Origin of the sequence: Psychrobacter sp. UBA2514, assembly GCF_002341255.1 — a bacterium.
In the GTDB taxonomy this organism is placed as follows: domain Bacteria; phylum Pseudomonadota; class Gammaproteobacteria; order Pseudomonadales; family Moraxellaceae; genus Psychrobacter; species Psychrobacter pacificensis.
In genome coordinates this window covers 1-21,325 of sequence record NZ_DDNS01000005.1, presented here as the reverse complement: position 1 = coordinate 21,325, position 21,325 = coordinate 1, and the positions used below count along the sequence as shown (strand labels likewise).

Below are 21,325 nucleotides of genomic sequence, written 5' to 3'. Positions count from 1 at the left end.
ATCAATTTTATTGAGGTTCTACTGTATGTATAGCAGTCAGCTGATGCATCAATAAATCGCACTTTGTCGAAAATAACGTAAATATGAGATACATCTACAAAAGCGATAATCTGATTAATAAAAAAGGCTGCCATACTAGCGACAGGTTATACTGTTATGCTGGCACCGGTATTTTCATGAGTAATATGAAAATGACCACTCATAGGATTTGATAATGACCGTACCCGAAAATATTGATTTTTTTAATAAGTTTAGCGTCGCTGTCCCAAGCTTTATTCGTCATCCCACACTCAGAAAACTGGCCGAGCGAGTACAACACGAGACATTGAATGCGCTCACGAGTCCAGCGATGTACGAGAGTGGCAACACCTCACAAAGTACGCGTATTTTGGACAGCTTGTATCAGACACCGATTGCCGATGCCTCAATATTGGTGGCAATTACCAATGAGCGTCGACCCAAGCTTTTATTGACGCGCCGAGCCGCTCATATGAACAGCCATGCAGGAGAGGTCTCCTGTGCAGGCGGCAAACATGAGATAGGTGATGGCAACAACGTCGTGACCGCATTACGTGAAGCTTGTGAAGAGACGGCGCTGCCACCTAATAAAGTGCAATTACTGGGACAACTACCGATCCAAACGTCCAAAAGCGGTATGAGTGTACGTCCCATTGTCGCGCTCATCGCCCCAGGTCTGGTATTAGTTCCTGAAGTGGGAGAGATATCGCGTATCTTTTGGGCGGATTTAGAGTCGTTAGTCAACCAGCCAACGGTGGAGTATGCGGTAGAATATAAAATGCAAGAACAAACCGCGACCATACTGACGCCGAGTTGGCAAGTGGATGGTGAGACGGTATGGGGACTGACAGGGCGCGTCATTGCCAGTTTGCTAGAAACTGGGTTTGATCGTCAGCTAGAATGGTATTACCGCGTAGAAAACAAACGCTGATAGATATCATCTACTTATAATAATCATCGTTCTTTTTAAGCCACCAATTCATATTGTCTTGGCGCTTGGCACGAAATGCTTCTAATTTTTGGGCAACCGTTGCATTGTGCTGCCGCGCAGTATCAAGCGCAAAAAGAATCGGCACTGAAGACAATACGCCAAAGCGTATTTTTGATTTTGGTAAAGCTAAGCCGTCACCAATGTCATCACCGACTAAGGTGCGTGTCACACTGGCATTGACCATCTCCACAAAGCGTCCACGTCGATTGTCTTCGCCCATCAACTGACGCGGTAGATCATGCAAGGCTTTTGCCAGCGGCTGCCCCGTCTTAAAGTCTAGCTGCTGTATTGATAAGTAGGTATACAGCCATTCCCAGCTAGCCGCTTCATCTTTTGGCAGACGCTCTAAATCAACGCCCATCCAGTAGCTGGCAAGATTCCATAAGTGCAAAATACCTTCCGCTTCCTCAGGGCTAATGCGGGCGCCGAGCAGGCGTAGGCCACGCATAATTAACAACGAGAACTGTAAATGGGTGGCAATCATATCGGTTTGGTTAATCGGCACGCCCCAATAATCGGTATTCCAGCTACCATCAGGATTGTGATGTTGCTCGGCGTTTGGTATCAGGCCTGTAGCAGCATTGCCCTTACCTTTGAGCAAGTTTTGCCGTACCAATGTATGAATCTGACGTACTTTGATGGATTGTCGCCAGCCCTCAGAGCCAATCGCCAATACTTGATCGATAGGTTGAGAGTGATTGCGCATGCCCATATCTGATTGTGGATGCTCAGACACCGCCAAGATATAGGCATAGGTACGCATGAGCCGTGGTAGCGCATCGTGCATCAACGCGCCCGTCTGAATGAGTGGTAGTGATAGGGCTGGGATGCTATAACCTGCCATCAGCGCGACATTACGCAGTAGCCAAATCAGCATCAGTGGATAGCGTCGATAGGCGACCGCACCGATTTGAGCGAGTTTGGGTTCGAACCAATCAGGATGACTGCTAAATTGCTCGGTTAGTGCATTAAATGAGGCGTTGGTTGCGAGATTGCTATTTAGGTCTAGACCATCGCCGCTGCTGATAATCTGTTGTAGGGGCTTTGCAAAGCGGATATTGTTAGCGGCCAAATCATCTGCGAGTGGATCGCCAATATCGTAGCCGGCGACTATCTCCTCTAGTAGCGCAGGCGAGATAGCAAAGTCTTTTGGCAGTAGATATCGCTTAATCCGCTTTAACACTTGCAAATCACTATGGTCATCGATAGCAGTCGTACGCCCATGACGCAAATACAACGCTGTTGATGGATGCTGCGTCTTATTGGTGGGAATATTTGCAGTATTGCTGATTTTCTTATCCATATGATCAAACACCTTTATAAGTCAGCTATAAAACAACATTCGTATCGTAAGAGCGATCCATAACCATCACTTATAAGCGTTAATTGATGGACTCAATGACTCTCGTTGTCTTTGTATCGTACTGATACGAGATTTTAGGTCATATATTTCATCAGATAAGAACAGCAGTCTTGCACGCGCGTCTTTCGCACTAACGATAGGGGATGCATGATGTATTGGATATTCTCGTCTGCCGACATGACAATTATTGTATTGCTAATGCTACAGCGGGTTCATTAACAATAATCAACCTTGGCTGAATACACATTTTTGATTAAAAGTTTTTGCAGATAATAAAAAGCGACTTATAAGCTAATAGGCTCATAAGTCGCTCGTTTTGCTATTAATGAGAGCGAGTCAAATCGACTGATGTGCCGCTGACATTATCTTTCAAGCTCACTTTGAGCATGATGTAACCTGCGATACCAGAAACGATAGAACCCATGATGATACCCAAGCGCTCATCAAACATAGTGGTGTCGCCAGCGAACGCCAAGCTACCGATGAATAAACTCATGGTAAAACCAACACCGCACAATAGCGCTGCGCCGTAGATTTGCTTATAGTTCATACCTTTTGGCATGGTTGAGATACCAAGCTTAAAGATTAACCAGCACATAATCATGACGCCCAACTGCTTACCGATAAACAGACCTGCGGCAATACCTAGTGGTACTGAATGGAATAATTCAGCAAGACCTGCGCCTTCGAGTGAGATACCCGAGTTGGCAAAAGCGAATATTGGCAAAATACCAAAGGCGACGGTGTTATGTAGGTCATGCTCTAGCTCTTCAAGCGGAGAGTGCTCAGGATCAGTGCGGTCAAACATAGGAATAAATAGTGCTAAGACCACACCGGCCAATGTTGCATGGATACCCGATTTGAGCACTGCAATCCACATGATAATACCAATAAGTAGATAAGGCGTGATGCTAGTGACGTTACGACGATTAAGAAGGTACAAGAATGGCAGACATAGGCCAGCCAAAGCTAACGACTCTAGTGACAACTCACTGGTATAAAACAGAGCGATAATCAAAATCGCACCGATATCATCAAAAATAGCAATAGAGACCAAAAAGACTTTTAGAGAGTTGGGTACACGGTTGCCAAGAAGGCTCAAAATACCAAGCGCAAAAGCAATATCTGTTGCCGCAGGAATGGCCCAACCTTTCCAAAACTCAGGCTCATTGTAGTTAAAGAGTAGATAAACAATCGCAGGCATGATCATACCGCCCAGTGCTGCACCAGCTGGTAGGATAATCTGCTTGACGTTAGACAACTCACCAATCAATACTTCACGCTTGAGCTCAAGCCCGACCAAGAAAAAGAAAACGGCCATGAGACCATCATTGATCCAGTGATGAGCATCTTTGGCAATGGCAAACTCACCAATTTGAATGGCAACTGGTGCGTGAATAAAACCTTCGTACCAAACATTAAGAGGGGAGTTGGCAATGATCATTGCAGCAACGGCAGCCAGTGCTAAGACGATACCGCCTGCTGCCTCAAATTCAAAAAATGCCTTAATCCTTCGTATTGCCATATTATCCTCATCTCCTAAGTACAATTTACTAAATAATCTCAAATATCCACGCTATTATTCATGACGATATAGCAAGCAGACAAAAACAGTTTCTCACACTCTTATTAATATAGACAATAAAATACGCTGAAATAACGCCATTAGCCCATTATATCGTCTCAATGATAGTGACATTATAAAGGCGCTGCGATGAGCAAAATAGTTGTAAGTCGTTAAATCTTTTTAACAAATTGTCCGTTATATGAGAGATTTGGAACGCTATTGGCTAAATCTAGCAGACTTTGTGACGTTTTTGGCTTTTTTTGCGGTTTTATATCTATAATGATCGACGCATTATGACGTTATCTCATGTCTTAAGAAGTTTTCAGGGAATTTATCGTCTCATCACTACTACTATCAACAATAGCTATTACCAACGATAGTAGTGTCATTAGTAAGTTTTTAGCCTAGTATCTGAGGCTTTCTTTTCTTTTATCACCATATTTTGTAGGTCAGTATTATGGACTTAACCTTCTCACTAGAGATTATTTTGATGCTTGCGGCTGTCGCAGCATTGGCAGGATTTATTGATGCGATTGCTGGCGGCGGCGGTCTGTTGACCATACCTGCCATGCTACTGGCCAATATCCCTCCAGTGCTCACGCTTGGCACCAATAAGCTACAAGCGGCGTCAGGTGCATTGGCTGCGTCTGTTACCATGATAAAAAAGGGCGTCGTCAAACCGCAGCGTATTAAAGTGGCTATTATTGCCGCGTTTATCGGTTCTGTCTTGGGTACCATTGCGGTGCAGATGTCACCACCTGATTTGCTTGAAAAACTGATCCCTTTTTTGATTGCCGCTATCGGTATTTATACCTTATTTGCCCCTAGGCTTGGTGAGGTAGAGGCCGCTCCCCGCATATCAGAGGGTAAGTGGCAAAAAGGGGTGGCCCCGTTGATTGGTTTTTATGATGGGTATATTGGACCCGGCACAGGGATGTTTTTTGCGCTGGGTAATGTGGCACTACGTGGTCGTCAGATTATTGAAGCGACAGGCACCGCAAAAGTGTTGAACCTATCGACCAATATCGGCTCACTGATATTTTTTATTTTGGGTGGCAATGTGTTGTGGAAAGTGGGATTGGCAATGATGGTTGGACAAACCATCGGTGCCTATTTTGGTTCACATATGGTCGTCAAAGGCGGTAGTAAGCTGATTCGTCCGATGATTGTGCTGGTGTGTTTGGCAATGTTGACCAAATACGTTTTTGGGTAAATGAGAGTAACCAAATACGTTATCCAACAAAAAACCTCAGCCAATGTGACTGAGGTTTTTTGTTTTATGAATGTCTATCTAGCAGAGATGATTAGTGGCGACGATCAACGTCATCGTACTCACTACCCATGATGCCATCATTCATGACTTTAGAGAATTCACGCTCGTTTTCTTCATCGATGTGACCATCGAACACGTCTTTAGCACCAGCGTTAGGATCGTTGTATAGCGCCAGATCCATTTTACCTTCTGATTTTGCTACGATAGTTGTCACGGCAGCATCACCGCCCACGTTGACAGCCGTACGTAACATATCAAGGATACGGTCCACACCCAAGATCAAGCCAATACCTTCGATTGGCAAGCCAACTTGCGCAAATACCATCGATAGCATGATCAAGCCGACACCAGGGACACCAGCCGTACCGATAGAGGCCAGTACTGACATCAAGATAACGGTTAGATATTCTGTCACGCCCAAATCAATCCCATAAATATTGGCAATAAAGATGGTCGCTGTCCCTTGCATGATGGCTGTACCATCCATGTTGATGGTGGCACCAAAAGGAACGGTAAACGAAGCAACTGAGTTATTCACACCCATACGCTTAGTAACGGTACGCAAGGTAATCGGAATAGTTGCGTTTGAGCTTGACGTACTAAACGCAAAGATTTGTACTTCGCGCATTTTTGCCAAAAAGGTCTTGATAGATAGACCTGAAGAGACTTTTAGTACAATCATCATAGTAACGAAGAAATGGAAGACCAAAGACCCAACCAATACTGCCATATAGCTTAGCAGTGACAAAATTAACTCAAAGCCTAGCTCAGACATCGCCTTGGCTAACAGTGCAAATACACCATAAGGGGCTAGGTTCATAATGATGGTCACCATCTTCAAGATGACTTCATTGATAAGCTCTAGACTCTGAACCAAGCCTTTGGCAGGTTTACCCACCATCAAAATACTGATACCGATTAGAATGGCAAAGAAAATAATCGATAGCATGTCGCCATTTGCCATCGCACTGATGGGATTTGAGGGGATAATGTTTGAGAATACATCAAGCAGTGGCGGCGCTGATGCAGCTTCAAACGTGGCTTCGGATTCGATATTCATGCCTTTACCGATACCAAATAGCACACCCAATCCAATCGCCGTTGCAATAGCAAGCGCGGTTGTCATCATATAGATCATAAATGTTTTGGTACCAATACGTCCTAGCAGACGGATATCACCAATGCCACACACACCGCAAATCAGTGAGATAAGTACTAAAGGTACGACCAACATTTTTAGCGAGTTAACAAATAGCTTGCCGATAATAGCAAAGGCACCATTTGTGATATAAGTATTAACGAAGCTGCCTTCGCCATTCAATCCTGAGTAGTTTAAAAATAGACCCAGTATGATACCGAGCACCATGGCAACGATAATCTTGCCTGTTAGTCCCATATTTTTCCACATATCCATATCCTTTGTGTGCATAACAGCGCTATAGTCAGTGTCACCCAAATCTATGTGACCGTGTTTGCCAATCTAACTATAATGCGTGTTATGACTATTAAGTTCTTGTGATTGTCGCTTGATGTCACATTTTCGAGGACAATATAAAAGAATAGTTAAGGGCACTGCAAGATTTTTTTATCATTTTATTCCAAGAGAACAATCCCTGTCACAACTATGTGCCCATAAAATAGTGATTATTTATTGTAAACGGTTTGTTTCTGATATGAAACAATATATTCATGAAAGAGTTTTTAGGGTAAATGGATATATCAAACTATTGATATTAAACCAGTGTTATCACTTTGATGTCATAAAATACGTTTACATTTTGGCAACTCCAAAAAAAACCAAACTGTCGCGTGTGGACAGTCTGGCTTTTGAAGTTTTATATTTATCGTCATGAATAATCACGATACTCATGAGTTTACGCGTTTGAATTGACCTTTTAGTTATACCTTATCATCTTCTTCACGTTCGCGCGGCAGATGCGTCTGATCATCTAAGGTTTGGAGGTGTTTGTCACTTGCGCTTTCGTCGACCTCATCAGGTGGAGCAATATGGCGACTGTGGTTGTTACTCATACGCTCATTGAGGTGAGACTCTGCATCACGGTAGCGATGATCAAGCGCTTCGGCTTCAGGATTTGATTTCTCAAAATTCGCCTGTGACTTGATTTCTTTCACAGTATCTTGCTCACTGACCATTTCTACATCACCATCGCTCTCATAGCCGTGATTAGGATTGGCATCACCAGTCTGTGGTTCTGTATTTGTCGTATCATTTAACTCATGCGTGACTGGCATCTCACTGTCAGTCGATACGCTACTTTTGTTTTTTACTTCTTTTTTTAGCGCTGCATAATTTGTTAGTTGATTGACAGCATTTTCGAGCGTATGTGGATTATCGCGCTCTTGAGCTTCTGATAGATGCTTATCAAATACATCGGTCAATAATGAATCAAAGCGCATGGCATTATATTGAATCAAGACCTCAGCCTCTTCTTCAGTGATGCTATCGTTTTGGCTCGCATGTACCACATGGTCTTCGAAGGTTAGGCCTTCAAAGCTGTCCTGATGTTCTGCCTTTTTAAACTTCTGCCACAGTGGTTCGATCTCAACCAAGGTCTGATAAGCATGCTCCATACGGCCTGTCACATCATCTGGGTCGGTATTGTAGTAAACCATGGTTTTGAGATAATCGCGGAATGGGTTGGTAGCAAAATCATCCATAAAGGTATCACCCAGCTGACGTTTTAGCTCATCGCTTGCTGGCGTAAAGATACGGCCACTTGGAAAAGTCACAAAGCTCACCACATTGGCGGCCATACGATTAGGGAAGTTGGCAAAGAAAGACACAAAAGCTTCTTGAATCGTATATAAGCTGTTTTGGAGTGCAACTTTGGCATGTAAACGCTCAGCTTCGGATTTACTACCATGCTCATAAAATTGCAAAATAGCCGTCGCGATAAATAAGTGGCTATGAATATCCGCTAAGCGACCAGACAGCATCTCTTTACGTTTGAGATCCCCTGCTAACAGTCCTAACGCCATATCTGCAGTTAGGGCAAAGCTTGCGCTTAGGCGGTTGATATGCTTGTAATAAGGACGAGTAAAGGCATCAGCAAAACGTGGCGCATTATCACTACCACCGACGTAACCTGCGATAAAGGCTTTTGCACCGCGATTAAAGGTATAGCCTAAATGCTTGAAGAACAGCGTATCGAACTTTTGGGTTGCCGCTTTTTTATCCTCACTCTGTAGCAGTTGCAGCTCATCGAATAGATAAGGATGACAACGCATCGCGCCTTGACCAAAAATCATCAGCGAGCGGGTCAAAATATTGGCACCCTCAACAGTGATAGATACAGGAATTGCTTGATAAGGTATCGCTAAGAAGTTACGTGGGCCCATCTGTACGGCACGACCACCAACGACATCCATACCATCATTGACCACACTACGCATGGTTTCGGTCGCATAATATTTTGCCATTGCAGTCATGACTGATGGCGTACCGCCTTGGTTTAACCCGCAAGTTACCAAATGACGGAACGCTTCTAACATATAAGTGTTACTTGCCATGCGACTGGTGGCGTCCTGTACACCTTCAAATTTACCGACTGATATTTTGAACTGTTCGCGAACTTTTGCAAATGCACCGACAGACAGATAGGTCATTTCACTGGCTGAGGTCGATAGAGCAGGCAAGGAGATACCACGACCCACGCCCAAGCACTCCATCAGCATACGCCAACCGCGACCAGCGTTTTCGACACCACCGATGATGTAATCTAAGGGGATAAAGACATCTTTGCCATCGACCGTACCATTCATAAATGGCGAGCCGATTGGGTTGTGACGTGGGCCCGTGACCACCCCTTCATGATTGGCAGGGATCAGTGCACAGGTGATACCATAATCGGTTTTGTTGGGATCTCCAAGCAGCCCTTCAGGATCATGCATCTTAAAAGCCAAACCCACGACAGTAGCGATAGGTGCTAATGTAATCCAGCGTTTGGAGAAGTTCATACGCAGACCAAGTACCTGCTCGCCCTCATGCGTGCCATAACAGACGACGCCTGTATCAGGGATCGCACCTGCATCAGAGCCCGCTTCAGGACCCGTTAAACCAAAGCAAGGTACTTCATCACCTTTGGCGAGACCCGGTAGCCAGCGCTGTTTTTGCTCGTCCGTGCCATAGTGCATTAGTAGCTCACCAGGACCGAGCGAATTGGGTACCATACAGGTCACTGCCGCAGTCGGTGAGCGCGACGCGATTTTACTCATCACGCGGCTTTGCGCATAAGAGCTAAATTCTAGACCACCAAACTCTTTTGGAATAATTAAACCTAAAAAGCCATTACTTTTGATAAATTGCCACGCTTCAGGTGAAAGCTCTTTATCTTTGTGCTGGATTTGCCATTCATCGAGCATAGCGCATAGCGTTTCTACTTCGTTATCAATGAAGCTTTGCTCTTCCTCTGAGAGCTTTGGATAAGGGTAATTGGCAAAAGCCTCCCAATTTGGCGCTCCCATAAACAGCTCTTTTTCCCACCAACTGGTACCAGCATCCAGTGCTTCACGCTCCGTATCACTCATACTAGGCATTGCACCACCCAAAGCCTTATAGACAGGTTTGGTAATGAGTGATTGGCGCAGTGGAGTGATGAGTAAAACCAAGCAAAGCAGCGCGATGGGCACCCCTAAGAGGAGCGACCATGGACTGATAATGGCAGTAACAATGACGGTGATCAAGGCAACAATACTGCCCGTGACTCGTGATAAGGACAGCAAAAAGATGGCCAAGACCACAGCTAATTGAATGATGACTGCCAAAATAAACAAGCCAATTGCCATGACTATCTCCTGTGGGATACTAAATAAAAAGTGTGAAATATAAGAAAATAAAAAGATATGAACCGTTATGATTATTGTTGTGGTTTATAACAAACAGTTCTATCCATATAATAGTTGGCAGCATAAATAACCTTGGTGCTGCTAGCAGACTCTTGTACTGTATACGGCTAAAACAAAAGCGCACTGCGTCAGCTGCCATAGAACAAGCTACTAATATGAAACAGATGTTGATGACTATCAATAGCCAAAGTGCTACGCTGTGTCGATAATATGTATCAAAGATTATCGTTAAAACGCTGCGATCCTTAAGGGGTGAGCAACTATCAAAATTGATAAGTCGCCCAGCCGCTCGTGTTAGTCGGTGCCAAAAGGTATCAGATTGCTTTCGGCATAAGATAAGGTATCGTTACGTCCAACGATAATGTGATCAACCAGTGAGAGATCTAATAAGTCACAGGCTTTTTTTAGCTCATAGGTCAGTAGATTGTCAGCAGCTGAGGGCTTGGCATCGGTATGAGGATGGTTATGCGCAATAATGAGCTGGCTAGCCGCATGGCTTAGTGCGTGCCGGAGTACATGCTTGATACAGACGGAACACGATGAGATGCCGCCTGTGAACAGTATTTCAAAGTTTAACAGGTTCAACGCATTGTCCAGACAGAGGACAGCAAATACTTCACGATGCTCACCGCGTAACTGGGTGCTGATATAATCTTTGACCACTTGCGAGCGCCCAAGTGCTTGCCCCGTTTTTAGCTTACTATCCAGATAACGTGTGCCCATCTCAAGCGATGCCAATATCTGAGCGTACTTGGCGGGACCGATCCCATGACAAGCAAGAACGGTTTTTTGCGGTGCGGCAAGCAGCTCAGCTAGGCTGCCAAACTGATCGATCAAATGACGCGCGAGCTCAATCGCTGACTGTGACTGCGTACCCGTACGTAAAAATATGGCCAGTATCTCCGCATCAGATAAGTGAGCGGCACCGAATTTCAATAATCTTTCGCGTGGTCTGTCATCCTCATGCCAGTCTTTAATCGCCATTGCCACTCCTTAAGAATAAATTGCTAATTGTTATCTGAGGTAAATACGGAAAATTTTACCCAATTTATCTCATAGTTGTTACTATAAGCGCAATTTTATCTTTTCACTTTTTTATTGATGCTACGCTTATGTCCAATATTGTGCTTGCTATTACTGGCGGTATCGCCGCTTATAAATCTGCTATATTTGCCCGCTTGTTGATTAAGGCAGGCTTTGATGTGCGCGTCATTATGACGATAGGCGCACAAGCATTTATCACACCGCTGACTCTGCAAGCGTTGACGGGTAACGAGGTGCATGTCTCATTACTCGATGAGCAGGCAGAAGCGGGGATGGGGCACATTGAGCTGGCTAAATGGGCGGACTTAATTGTCATTGCCCCTGCGTCCGCCAATACGCTCGCACGTCTGGCTATGGGAATGGCTGATGATTTGTTGACCACAGTGTGCCTTGCCACAACCGCACCAGTCATTATCGCTCCTGCCATGAATCAGCAGATGTGGGCGCATCCTGCGGTAAATCTGAATGTACAAACCCTACGTGATATGAACTATCAGATTATCCAGCCAGCCAGCGGTGAACAAGCGTGTGGTGACGTGGGCGCAGGGCGGCTGCCTGAGCCTGAGCAGTTGTTAGCTGAGGTACTCTTGTTCAAAGCAATGAACACGACGCCGCAATTATTAGCAGGCAAAAGAGTGGTCATTACCGCAGGACCTACAGTAGAAGCAATTGATCCTGTGCGCTATTTGTCCAATCATTCTTCAGGAAAAATGGGCTTTGCGTTGGCACGAGCTTGCGTGGCGGCTGGCGCAGAGGTGATCCTAATCGCTGGTGGTAAAGTGGCATTGCCCACGCCACTTAATGTCACACGAATTGATGTGCTGTCTGCCAAAGATATGCTGATCGCTGCCCAGCAATGTGTGGATGGTACGCATAGCGAGCTTCAATTGGATCTTGAAGATGAGCATGACCATTCTCATGAGCACGCACATGAACACGCACATGAACATAGTCATTCTCACACTCATGAGCACCATCATAGCGATTGTGGTTGCGGTGATGAGCATGAACTACCGCAGGCTTATACTGAACACCAATTCGTAAAGGCAGATATCTTTATCGCGACCGCCGCAGTAGCAGATTATCGTACCATCGATGCCGCCCCGCAAAAAATTAAAAAGACACAAGATGCTATGAATCTCAGCTTGGTTAAAAACCCTGATATTTTAGCGACGATTTCTCTTGCTCATCCAGAACTGTTTGTCGTTGGTTTTGCCGCAGAAACACAGGATGTCGAGCGTTATGCGCGTGGTAAGCTAGCTGCAAAAGCGCTAGATATGATTGCCTGTAACGATGTCTCACGGGCAGATATTGGTTTTGCTAGTGACGATAATGCCATGCAGGTATTTTTCTCTGAGCGCTATGAGCGTGATGCGATAACGTTAGACAAAGCCAGCAAAGACAAGATCGCTGAGCAGTTAGCCAGTATTATTGGTGAAACAATCGCTCAATGTCAAAACAGCTAGTGGTATAAATATAGGCGCTGAGCCTCAAATGGTATAAACAATATGACTAATATAGCTGGTGACGATAGCACTCAGATGCTAGTGCTGACGCTCATTTTTGCGCTGGCATCGCTGCTACACGGTATTAGCGGACTTGGTGCGACGCTCGTCACGACTACCGCGCTTGCTAGCATGTACCCATTGCCATATGCCATTGTATTGGTGATTTTCCCCTCGCTAGTGGTTAATATCATGACTTGGCTAGCAGGTGGTGAGCGCAGTGTTTGGCAAAACTTTATCTACTATGGCAGACGCTATTGGCTGCTGGCGCTCACAAGCTTGCTTGGCAGCATCTTGGGTGCTCAGTTGCTGCTGTGGATAAACAGTGCCTATATCCTATTGATGCTGGCGGCGGTCATTGGTTTTTATGTCACCAGTAGCGTGCTGGGCAAACAAATCCGCTTAGCAGATACGAAGCCCATGTTGATTGCTGTTGGTTTTGGTGCAGGCGTCATTGGCGGCTCGACCAATGCGATGTCGACCATACTGATGATGTATCTGCTCTCTGCCAGTGATGATAAAAACACCATCGCCAAAGTCGGCAACATGTGTTATTTCTTAGGCAAAGTGGCACAAATTATCGTGTTGCGTGAGCCTATCATGGCATTGAGTAGCGATGAGTGGCAGCTGATTGCCTTGCTCAGTGTGATATCTATTGTTACGCTTTTAGTCGGAATTCGTCTACGTCGTTATTTGCCACAAGCGCGTTTTCGTCAGCTTATTTTATTGATTCTAGTCGTGCTTGGAATACGCGTGGGCTGGCAAGGCGTGATGGCGTTTTTGTAGTATGGTCAGTAATAAACAGAATCAAACCATCAACTATTACAGGCTACTGGTATAAATCTTGCTTACGTGCTGCTATCGTTCGATGCGGCACAAACAACATCCCAGTAGCACTGACTCGGTTTAAAGTAAGTTGACTATAGGGAGTGTTTTTCAGGTTAACGATTGAATAAATTTAACACGATGGTCGCGATAACACTGATAACTACCATAGTGACCACTGGAAAATAAACCCGTGTATTGCCTGAGGTGTGTTTGATATCGCCTGGCAGATTGCCGAACCACGAAAAGGCATTGGGAAAAACCAGCCAAATGACCCCGACAACCACTAACACGATGCCAATTACAATCAGTATTTTTGCCATATAAGCCTCGCTAATCTTATTTTACTCTTTTGTCTCCACCATACATGCGCTGAACCTTAACCAGCTATTTCACCAAAATACAGCTGCTGTGCCACTCGAAAGGTATTGCAGTGCGCCTCGACCACATCTTCAATATTTTCAGAATAACCCCCACCCATGACGATAGCAACTGGAATGCTAGCGGCTTTTGCTTGCTCAAGCACATATTCATCACGAGCTTTGCAGCCTGCTTGCGTTAAGCCAAGTTTACCCAGTTTATCGGTCGCCAGTACATCAACTGCAGACTGATAAAAAATCATATCTGGTGCAACTTCAGTAATCAAGCATGGTAGGGTGTCTTTTAATAACCTAAGATAGGTCGCATCGTCTGTATTATTATCGAGCTCAATGTCTAGGTCAGAGACTTGTTTGCGAAACGGGTAGTTCTTAGCGCCATGCATGCTAAAGACAAAAACGCGTGGCTCATCCGCCATGATGCTGGCATTGCCATTGCCTTGATGGACATCCAAATCCACAATCAAAATTTTCTTCGCTTGTCCGCGATTTAATAATAAATTGCTGGCGATACAGACATCGTTAAACACACAAAACCCCTCGCCATGATCGGCAAATGCATGATGGGTGCCGCCCGCGACATTCATCGCCACACCGTATTGCTGAGCATATAGCGCGCACTCATAAGTTGCATGGGCGATATAGCGACCGCGCTCCACCAACTGCGGTGTCATCTCAAACCCAATTGCTCGTGCCGCCTTTCGCGGTAACGTTTGGGTTTTGAGCTGATACCAGTACTCTGCTGTATGAGTGGTCAAAATCTCCTCTTCGCTTAAGCAGGCAGGGGCAAAGAAGTTATCTTGACTGACCGTGCCCTCACTCAATAAGCGCTCCGGAATCAAGATGTATTTTTGCATGGGGAAGCGGTGCTTTTCGGGCACAGAGTAGCGAAAGACGTCAGAGTAGGCAATTTTTAGCATAAGAATTCTAGCTTAATATTGATGGTTTTTTGGATATGCAAATAGATAGATGAGCGACCGCTAAGTGCGGCCTCATTGCGTAAACTATATGAGTGAATAAACTGACGCATTACTGAACAAACTGCGTCGGTAAAAAGAATGTGCGTGCATCTGATTGCTGGCGCAGCTCTGTCAGTAATGTCTGCATATCTTCAGCAGGGTCCTGATTATTAATCAAGTCGCCAAATAGCTCGCTTGCAACCGTGGTCATCGCAACGACGCTTTGTAGTGAGTGCTCAATGATCTCAGTATCGATACCAACCGCTTCGACATCGATCGCATTTTTGTAGCGTATTTCCCCATCATTGACATCCATCTCTAGGTTGCCAATAAGCATGTCATAGTTAATTTGAGTGATGAGTAGTAGGGCAGCGCTCTGATGACTCTCTGGTATCAAAAATGGCAAAATGCCATAGATTGCTAACAGTTTATTTTTTTCCTGAACACGAAACAGGTAACCACAGTCTATTTTTTTATGACGCATTCTTAGGGATAAATGATGCGATTGCTGGCTGTCGCCGGTTTTGGGACGATAGTGCGTATAGTGCCATTGCTTGTCATTGAAGTACTGTTTTAAGCAATCAACGATGGGCGTCTCGTTATGATGTGGTGGGGCTGTGTTTTTTTCATCGGTTTTGAGCGTGGCATCAGGCGTTGATAATTGATCATTGCCCGAATGAGAACCGTCTACAGGGCTGATGCTGTCCGCTGCTTGAGTGGTATTAGCAGAAGCCATCCTGTTTTTCTTTCTCGCAGCATCAGTTACTGGCTGCGGGGCAGAAGCAGTCAGTAACTGTTTGATTTTTTGCCATAAGCTGAGTTTATTGGGTTGACTCATAATAGTATGCTGACAAGTAAGGGGTGTAAATTAATCGTGATTGAGCGCCAAGCCTTCTTTGATAGCAGGCTGTGCATAGAATGCTTCTAGCATGTCACGAATATGAGCCGTTAACCAAGGCGTTTCAATGGCGTTGTATACGATAGGTAATAGAGCGCTGCTACATTGCGCCATAGCCTCTTCATTGATATGCAAACTCGCCGCAATGGTCGCTATCGTGTCGGATTGATGATTGGCATACCAAGTATCAATACTCGCTGATACCAAACTGTGTAGATAGGGTGACAGTCGCAGGCGGTTGTAGCTTTGCTGGATGCTGGCTTCAATATGATCGATGCTGCTATTATCAGGTTCATCGCTTAAGTAAGTTTGTAGCTCACTGATTGGTTGGTCTTTGATACGATCCCAGCCCATGACCATCAGACGCGCCACTTCTTGATTTGACAAATGCGCTTGTGCATTGGCCTCAGCTCTGCGCGTCAAGTCTTTGATATTGCGATGCAAGTACGTTTGTAGTTTTTCATCGAGGTTTCTATTGGTCGCTTTCTCAAACGAGCTGCGCCCAAGCTTCATCAGTTTACCAACACCGCCCGCTTTATCAAGCGTGGTCTCCATAAAATCATTGATAGCGTGATAGAGCGTTTGGGTCAATAGATCCGCAAAGGTTTCGTTACCCACCAGCGTATGAATGAGGACGTTACGCTGCTGCTCATGGCTACCAATATAGTTAGCAAGGGTCTGAATTTGGGTGTCATCGACCAGCTCAGACAAAGGCACGTTGTCATTGACTGGATGATAGATAATGGTATGCAAAATGTCACGAATATCTTTGCGCATTACATCAGTCATTGGCTGATTTAACAGCCAGTCTTTCATTAAATGCTGTAAATGGTCACAGGTGATGTAGTTGCTTAAGGGCTGCGCGCCAAACCAGTGCCATGCTTCGAGGGCAAGCGGTTCAGCCTGCTGCAACAACCATTGCTGCATAAAATCAACTTGCGTGTCAATCAAGCTGTCTATCGTCAAGCGGCTGGTTAATGGTGCTTTTGACAAGTTGGTGTCTACATTGACACTATTAGTCTCCGCATCTGGCATTTGATTTTGGCTATCTTGTGAAGTCTGCATAGGTTTTGAAGTCATATTTTGAGGTCGTATTTTTTTGAGTTCGTACTTTTTGAAGTAAGAGTAATCGACAATTTGTTATACTGTGTGTTTGTGGTGAGCATAGGGTATTATGCCACGAACATTACCTTTGTTTGTGATGAATATTGACTGCTGCTTGATAAATAACCAGAGGTTTTGATGACGGTTTTGGATACGCCTGTACTAACGCTTGATGAGATGACGGTTCAGCGCGGCGAGATACCGCTCTGTGAAGGGGTGACGCTAACTTTGTCAGCGGGTAGTATTTGTCATCTGATTGGCGCAAATGGAACCGGAAAGACCACGTTACTCATGCAGCTGGCAGGATTATTACCGGTTTTAACAGGTGAGATTTCTTATCAAGGTCTATCAGGTCTACCTATTCAACCGTTATATGTTTCGCACCAGCTTGGTATCCATCCGAATCTAACCGTGGCACAAAACCTGACATTTTTATTGAATTTATATGGCATCACGCCAAGCACGACTGATATTGACGATGCACTCACTTGGGTTGGGCTACAAGGGTTTGAAACGATCAGCTCGAGTCATCTATCCGCTGGTCAGACACGGCGCATCACGCTGGCAAGATTGTATTTATTGACGCCAGCTGTCACACCGCTGTGGTTACTTGATGAGCCGTTTACCGCGCTAGATGTCGATATGGTGGCACGTATGGAAGCACGGTTATGCGACTTTGCTCATGCTGGTGGCTCGATACTGATGACCAGCCATCAAGCCGTTGGTGTTGCCAATCAAATGCTCGATTTGTCAGATTACATGGTCTAAATGTGACTGCTATCAGTACCATCAGTATCGGTAAAAGGATGAATAATGACAGACAGTCCAATGCAAGTGAGCACAACCATAACCGCGAATAAAAAATCAAATGTTATTGTCACAACGCCGCGCAGTATTGGGTTTATGCAGTTGTGGCGCCGTGAATGGCAAGTTAAGCAGCAAGGGGCGGTACAATGGTTGTACCCATTGGTACTGTTTTTAGTGATTATCACCTTGTTTCCACTAGCGGTCGGTAGTGAGCCTGCGCTTTTGCAGCGTCTTGGCGTATCAGCCGTGTGGATTGCTGCATTGCTGTCCTTGGTGATGGGTGTTGATGGCTTGTTCAAGCCTGCACTTGATAACGGTACGCTTGCGCAATTGGTCGTCGCCAACGCGTCACTACCGTTATGGGTATTGATTAGACTGGTCATTCATTGGATTTTTAGCAGTGGTATTGTGGCATTGCTTAGTCTGCTTGCTGTGCCGCTATTTCAGCTGAGTTGGTTTGAGGCGGGGATATTGATGGCCTCTATCGTGACAGGCAGTCCGATGCTTTTGATGCTATCCGCAGTCGCCAGTAGCTTAACGCTGTCATTGAAGAATGGCGCGGTGCTAGTGCCTTTAATTGCTTTGCCGATGCAATTGCCAGTATTAATTTTTGCTACAGGCGCGGTTGATTTATTTGCCACTGGCCTGAATGGCTTACCTATCTTGGCGCTATTGCTGGCAGGAAGTATTATATCCGTCCTAGTGATGCCATGGGTCATTGCGCTGACCCTAAAAATGTCATGGCTCAATTGATTAATACATTTGCCAGATATTAAAAAACCCAGTCGTCTAAATCCAGTTATCTAAACGCCATGTATTATCATTGTGTTGAAAACGGGCAATTTTGGTATAATAGTCAATTGAATACGTAAACAGCTCTTTGTAGATTCTATCCAGTGTTTAACGCCAGCAGGTGAGCTGATAGTGTGCTTTTGTAGGCCACATCGGTCATGACCAGTAAGCTGTGTAATAGGTTTATTCCCATGCCCAACCTGAATAACGTCTCGTCTCCTAGCCTATGGCAGCGCATTTGGCAGGGCTTCTTGACCACCGTAGGTACCAAGCAGTTCTTTCAGATTTTTAGTCCTTGGGTCAAGTGGCTCGCGATATTAGCCAGTCTCTGTTTGCTCATTGGTAGCGTATGGGGTCTTGCTTTTGCGCCGCCTGATTATTTGCAGGGCAATAGCTACCGTATTATTTTTATCCATGTGCCCGCAGCCAGTCTTGCTATCTCTATCTATTTCTCCCTTGCCGTCTTGGGGGTGATTTATTTGGTGTGGAAGATTAAGACAGCCAGTTTGGTTGCGCAGGCATTGGCTCCGATGGGATTTTTGCTTTGTGTGATCAGTTTGCTCACAGGGTCTATTTGGGCCAAGCCAACATGGGGGACCTACTGGGTATGGGATGCGCGTCTTACTTCAATGCTGATATTAGCGTTTCTATATGCAGGGGTGATGGCGCTGTTTGCTGCTTTTGAGCACACGGCCAATCGTGGTAAAGCGGCTGCTATTTTATCTATTGTTGGTGCGGTGAATCTACCGATTATCAAGTACTCCGTAGAATGGTGGAATACCTTACATCAAGGGGCCACTTTTAGTCTGACCGAAGCACCGAAGATGTCAGCTGACATGTGGATGCCACTGTTGCTCATGATTATCGGTAGTTATTTGTTGGTTGCGACCATGGCGATTTATCGTACCAATACGCTGATCTTACATCGTGACCAAGGCAAAGCGTGGGTCAAAGAATACATTCGTGCTCAACACAAATAACGGCTAGGAACCTACTATGCAGCCTTACTTTTATAGCATATCTGAGTTTGTCGCCATGGGTAAGCATGGGGTCTTTGTATGGTCATGTTGGGCGATTACCATCGGTGTGATGCTGGCCTTTATTATTTATAGTCGCAGACAAAGACAAGCGCTTATCAAGCAGCTGACGATTCAACAAGTACGTCAGGCACAGCGCACGACCAAAAAATCCACACCGATCACCAAGCAGTCTGACTGAGAAAATATATTAATATCAGGGTTTTAGCATAAGAAACTATATGCTTTTATTGACAAAAATATGACCTCGCGAGTAGCTATAGGGCTTATTGATTTGTCCGAAAAATGCTATCATATGATCATTAGAAGATTACGATTAGAAAGATTTTTTGACAATATTTCTTGCAAGCGTTTTTCTAATCGTCGTTTCTTTAATATTTTCTGTTTTATGGGCTAATTGTATTTAAAACAGAGACTCATCAACGAGGTAGAGGTATGAATGCAGTTCGTCGGAAAAAACTGACGTGGGTGATGTTTACGCTGGCAGGTGCAGCTGTAGCAGTCATATTGGTTATTTATGCTATCGGGCAGCAAACCGACTATTATTTTGATGCGACCGCTATCGCTCAAGGTGAGGCGCCTCAAGACAAGCGTATTCGTGCTGGTGGTATGGTGGTGGCTGGTAGTGTGCAGCGTGCAGCAGACAATCCATTGAATGTTGAGTTTGCGATTACTGACTTTCAATCAACCGTACCTGTGACTTATCAAGGTATTTTGCCAGACTTATTTGCCGAAAACTCAGGTGTGGTGGCTACAGGCAAGATGCAAGGCGATACCTTTGTCGCTGGTGAAGTATTGGCAAAGCATGACGAAAACTATATGCCACCAGAAGTCGCTAAATCAATGAAAGAAAACAATCGTAGCGGGGCAGTGCCTTCTTCTGAGCAATACAATCCTGCCGAAAGAATTCATGAGACTGAAACCCTGCAACAGTAATGATGATAAGTATTGATGACATATAAAAAGGCCATCGATTATCGGTGGCCTTTTTTTGAGTTGAGACTATTCAATCAATGATTAGTCATCCCATTCAGGGCTATAATCAGGATGCTCAATCTTACGACCATCAGAACTGGCTAGCTTGCCGATTTTTTCTAATTCATCTGCACTCAACTCTACTTTGATGGCGTCTAAATTGCCTTGCAGGTGATCAGGGTTAGACGTTTTCGGGATGGCAACGCGGTGTTTGTCTGATAAGATCCATGCCAATGAAATCTGCGCTGGCGTGACGTTATGCTTATTTGCAATCTCTTTGATGATATCGTTATCAAATACATCGCCACGTGCCAATGGTGAGTAAGCTTCTAGCAAAATATGATGGTTATTCAAAAATGCCTGCAAGGTATCTTGCTTGATGAACGGATGGAATTCTACTTGGTTCACAACGATTGGTACATCCGCATATTTTTTGGCTTCGATGATGTGATCAATATTAAAATTAGACACACCGATATGGCGGGTCAACCCTTGCTTTTGCAGCTCACACAAGGCAGGGATGGTCTCAGATAATGGTACACGATCATCTGGCCAATGTAGTAGCAATAGATCGACATAGTCCACGCCCAAATTTTCTAGAGACTTTTTAGCTGCAGCTTTGAGCTTTTCTGGCTCAAATTTCATGTCATCTGGAAAAATTTTGGTCGTCAAAAAGAATTTATCGCGCGCCACGCCCGATTGCTTGATACCTTCACCCACTTCTTTTTCGTTGCCATAAGCTTGGGCGGTATCGATATGCTCGTAGCCCATTTCTAGGGCTTTTTTAACCACGTCTACGCAGTCTTGACCAGTTGATTGCCAAGTACCCAGTCCTAAAACGGGAATATTTGCTTGTCCTGCGGTACGAATAGTATAGTTTTTAGTCCTCATATTTTTATCCTTATAGTCAATCCACTAAAAAAG

Annotated in this window: 19 protein-coding genes; 9 read left to right on the top strand and 10 right to left on the bottom strand. The window is 44.9% G+C overall.

The annotated features are described in order from the left end of the window. Positions 1–214 precede the first annotated feature (214 nt). Positions 215–949 carry an NUDIX hydrolase gene (locus B3V51_RS01445; RefSeq protein WP_071002967.1) on the top strand — a complete coding sequence of 245 codons (735 nt, stop codon included), beginning with the start codon at positions 215–217 and terminating at the stop codon, positions 947–949. Between the two features lie 10 nt (positions 950–959). Here B3V51_RS01445 and B3V51_RS01440 read toward each other — a convergent pair whose 3' ends face one another. Continuing rightward, on the bottom strand, positions 960–2,312 hold the full coding sequence (locus B3V51_RS01440; protein ID WP_212564171.1) for an oxygenase MpaB family protein: 1,353 nt from the start codon (positions 2,310–2,312) through the stop codon (positions 960–962). 382 nt (positions 2,313–2,694) lie between these two features. After that, positions 2,695–3,897 carry a Na+/H+ antiporter NhaA gene (gene nhaA / locus B3V51_RS01435; protein WP_071002969.1) on the bottom strand — a complete coding sequence of 401 codons (1,203 nt, stop codon included), beginning with the start codon at positions 3,895–3,897 and terminating at the stop codon, positions 2,695–2,697. A gap of 499 nt (positions 3,898–4,396) precedes the next feature. Between nhaA and B3V51_RS01430 the strand changes: the two genes are divergently transcribed. Next, the gene (locus B3V51_RS01430) at positions 4,397–5,152 is read left to right on the top strand and encodes a TSUP family transporter (protein WP_093069277.1); all 756 of its coding nucleotides are present in this window, start codon (positions 4,397–4,399) and stop codon (positions 5,150–5,152) included. A 91-nt stretch (positions 5,153–5,243) separates the two neighbouring features. Here the strand turns inward: B3V51_RS01430 and B3V51_RS01425 are convergent, their stop codons facing one another. From B3V51_RS01425 to radC, 3 genes are all read right to left on the bottom strand, one after another. Beyond that, the gene (locus tag B3V51_RS01425) at positions 5,244–6,620 is read right to left on the bottom strand and encodes a dicarboxylate/amino acid:cation symporter (RefSeq protein WP_212564172.1); all 1,377 of its coding nucleotides are present in this window, start codon (positions 6,618–6,620) and stop codon (positions 5,244–5,246) included. Between the two features lie 491 nt (positions 6,621–7,111). After that, the gene (locus B3V51_RS01420) at positions 7,112–10,018 is read right to left on the bottom strand and encodes an acyl-CoA dehydrogenase (RefSeq protein ID WP_286707841.1); all 2,907 of its coding nucleotides are present in this window, start codon (positions 10,016–10,018) and stop codon (positions 7,112–7,114) included. Positions 10,019–10,372: 354 nt separating this feature from the next. After that, positions 10,373–11,062, bottom strand: a complete 690-nt coding sequence (gene radC / locus B3V51_RS01415; RefSeq protein WP_286707840.1) for a RadC family protein — start codon at positions 11,060–11,062, stop codon at positions 10,373–10,375. Positions 11,063–11,190: 128 nt separating this feature from the next. Between radC and coaBC the strand changes: the two genes are divergently transcribed. Together coaBC and B3V51_RS01405 are read left to right on the top strand one after the other, a co-directional pair. Beyond that, positions 11,191–12,588, top strand: coding sequence for a bifunctional phosphopantothenoylcysteine decarboxylase/phosphopantothenate--cysteine ligase CoaBC (coaBC, locus tag B3V51_RS01410; protein WP_286707839.1), 1,398 nt, complete (start codon positions 11,191–11,193; stop codon positions 12,586–12,588). Positions 12,589–12,630: 42 nt separating this feature from the next. Beyond that, the gene (locus B3V51_RS01405; protein ID WP_212564176.1) at positions 12,631–13,413 is read left to right on the top strand and encodes a sulfite exporter TauE/SafE family protein; all 783 of its coding nucleotides are present in this window, start codon (positions 12,631–12,633) and stop codon (positions 13,411–13,413) included. A gap of 155 nt (positions 13,414–13,568) precedes the next feature. Here B3V51_RS01405 and B3V51_RS01400 read toward each other — a convergent pair whose 3' ends face one another. From B3V51_RS01400 to B3V51_RS01385, 4 genes are all read right to left on the bottom strand, one after another. Continuing rightward, a complete protein-coding gene (locus tag B3V51_RS01400; RefSeq protein WP_071002974.1) occupies positions 13,569–13,775 on the bottom strand; it encodes a DUF2905 domain-containing protein in 207 nt (68 codons plus the stop codon). Between the two features lie 56 nt (positions 13,776–13,831). Beyond that, positions 13,832–14,749: a histone deacetylase family protein gene (locus B3V51_RS01395; RefSeq protein WP_071002975.1), complete on the bottom strand. Its 918-nt coding sequence runs from the start codon at positions 14,747–14,749 to the stop codon at positions 13,832–13,834. Positions 14,750–14,858: 109 nt separating this feature from the next. After that, entirely contained in the window at positions 14,859–15,626 is a 768-nt protein-coding gene (locus B3V51_RS01390) for a YbjN domain-containing protein (protein ID WP_071002976.1), read from the bottom strand. Between the two features lie 30 nt (positions 15,627–15,656). Next, complete coding sequence (locus tag B3V51_RS01385; RefSeq protein ID WP_227517142.1) at positions 15,657–16,766, bottom strand: hypothetical protein; 1,110 nt, start codon at positions 16,764–16,766, stop codon at positions 15,657–15,659. A gap of 162 nt (positions 16,767–16,928) precedes the next feature. Here B3V51_RS01385 and ccmA point away from each other — a divergent pair, with 162 nt between their 5' ends. The 5 genes from ccmA (at position 16,929) to ccmE (ending at position 20,362) form a co-directional block, all read left to right on the top strand. Beyond that, positions 16,929–17,558, top strand: a complete 630-nt coding sequence (gene ccmA / locus B3V51_RS01380) for a heme ABC exporter ATP-binding protein CcmA (RefSeq protein ID WP_186473636.1) — start codon at positions 16,929–16,931, stop codon at positions 17,556–17,558. A gap of 135 nt (positions 17,559–17,693) precedes the next feature. Further along, entirely contained in the window at positions 17,694–18,350 is a 657-nt protein-coding gene (locus tag B3V51_RS01375; protein WP_186475475.1) for a heme exporter protein CcmB, read from the top strand. 230 nt (positions 18,351–18,580) lie between these two features. After that, positions 18,581–19,369, top strand: a complete 789-nt coding sequence (locus B3V51_RS01370) for a heme ABC transporter permease (protein ID WP_058025463.1) — start codon at positions 18,581–18,583, stop codon at positions 19,367–19,369. A gap of 16 nt (positions 19,370–19,385) precedes the next feature. Further along, complete coding sequence (gene ccmD, locus B3V51_RS01365) at positions 19,386–19,607, top strand: heme exporter protein CcmD (RefSeq protein ID WP_186473637.1); 222 nt, start codon at positions 19,386–19,388, stop codon at positions 19,605–19,607. A gap of 254 nt (positions 19,608–19,861) precedes the next feature. Further along, a complete protein-coding gene (gene ccmE, locus B3V51_RS01360) occupies positions 19,862–20,362 on the top strand; it encodes a cytochrome c maturation protein CcmE (protein WP_186473638.1) in 501 nt (166 codons plus the stop codon). Positions 20,363–20,443: 81 nt separating this feature from the next. Here the strand turns inward: ccmE and B3V51_RS01355 are convergent, their stop codons facing one another. Further along, on the bottom strand, positions 20,444–21,292 hold the full coding sequence (locus B3V51_RS01355) for an aldo/keto reductase (RefSeq protein WP_186473639.1): 849 nt from the start codon (positions 21,290–21,292) through the stop codon (positions 20,444–20,446). Positions 21,293–21,325: the final 33 nt, after the last annotated feature.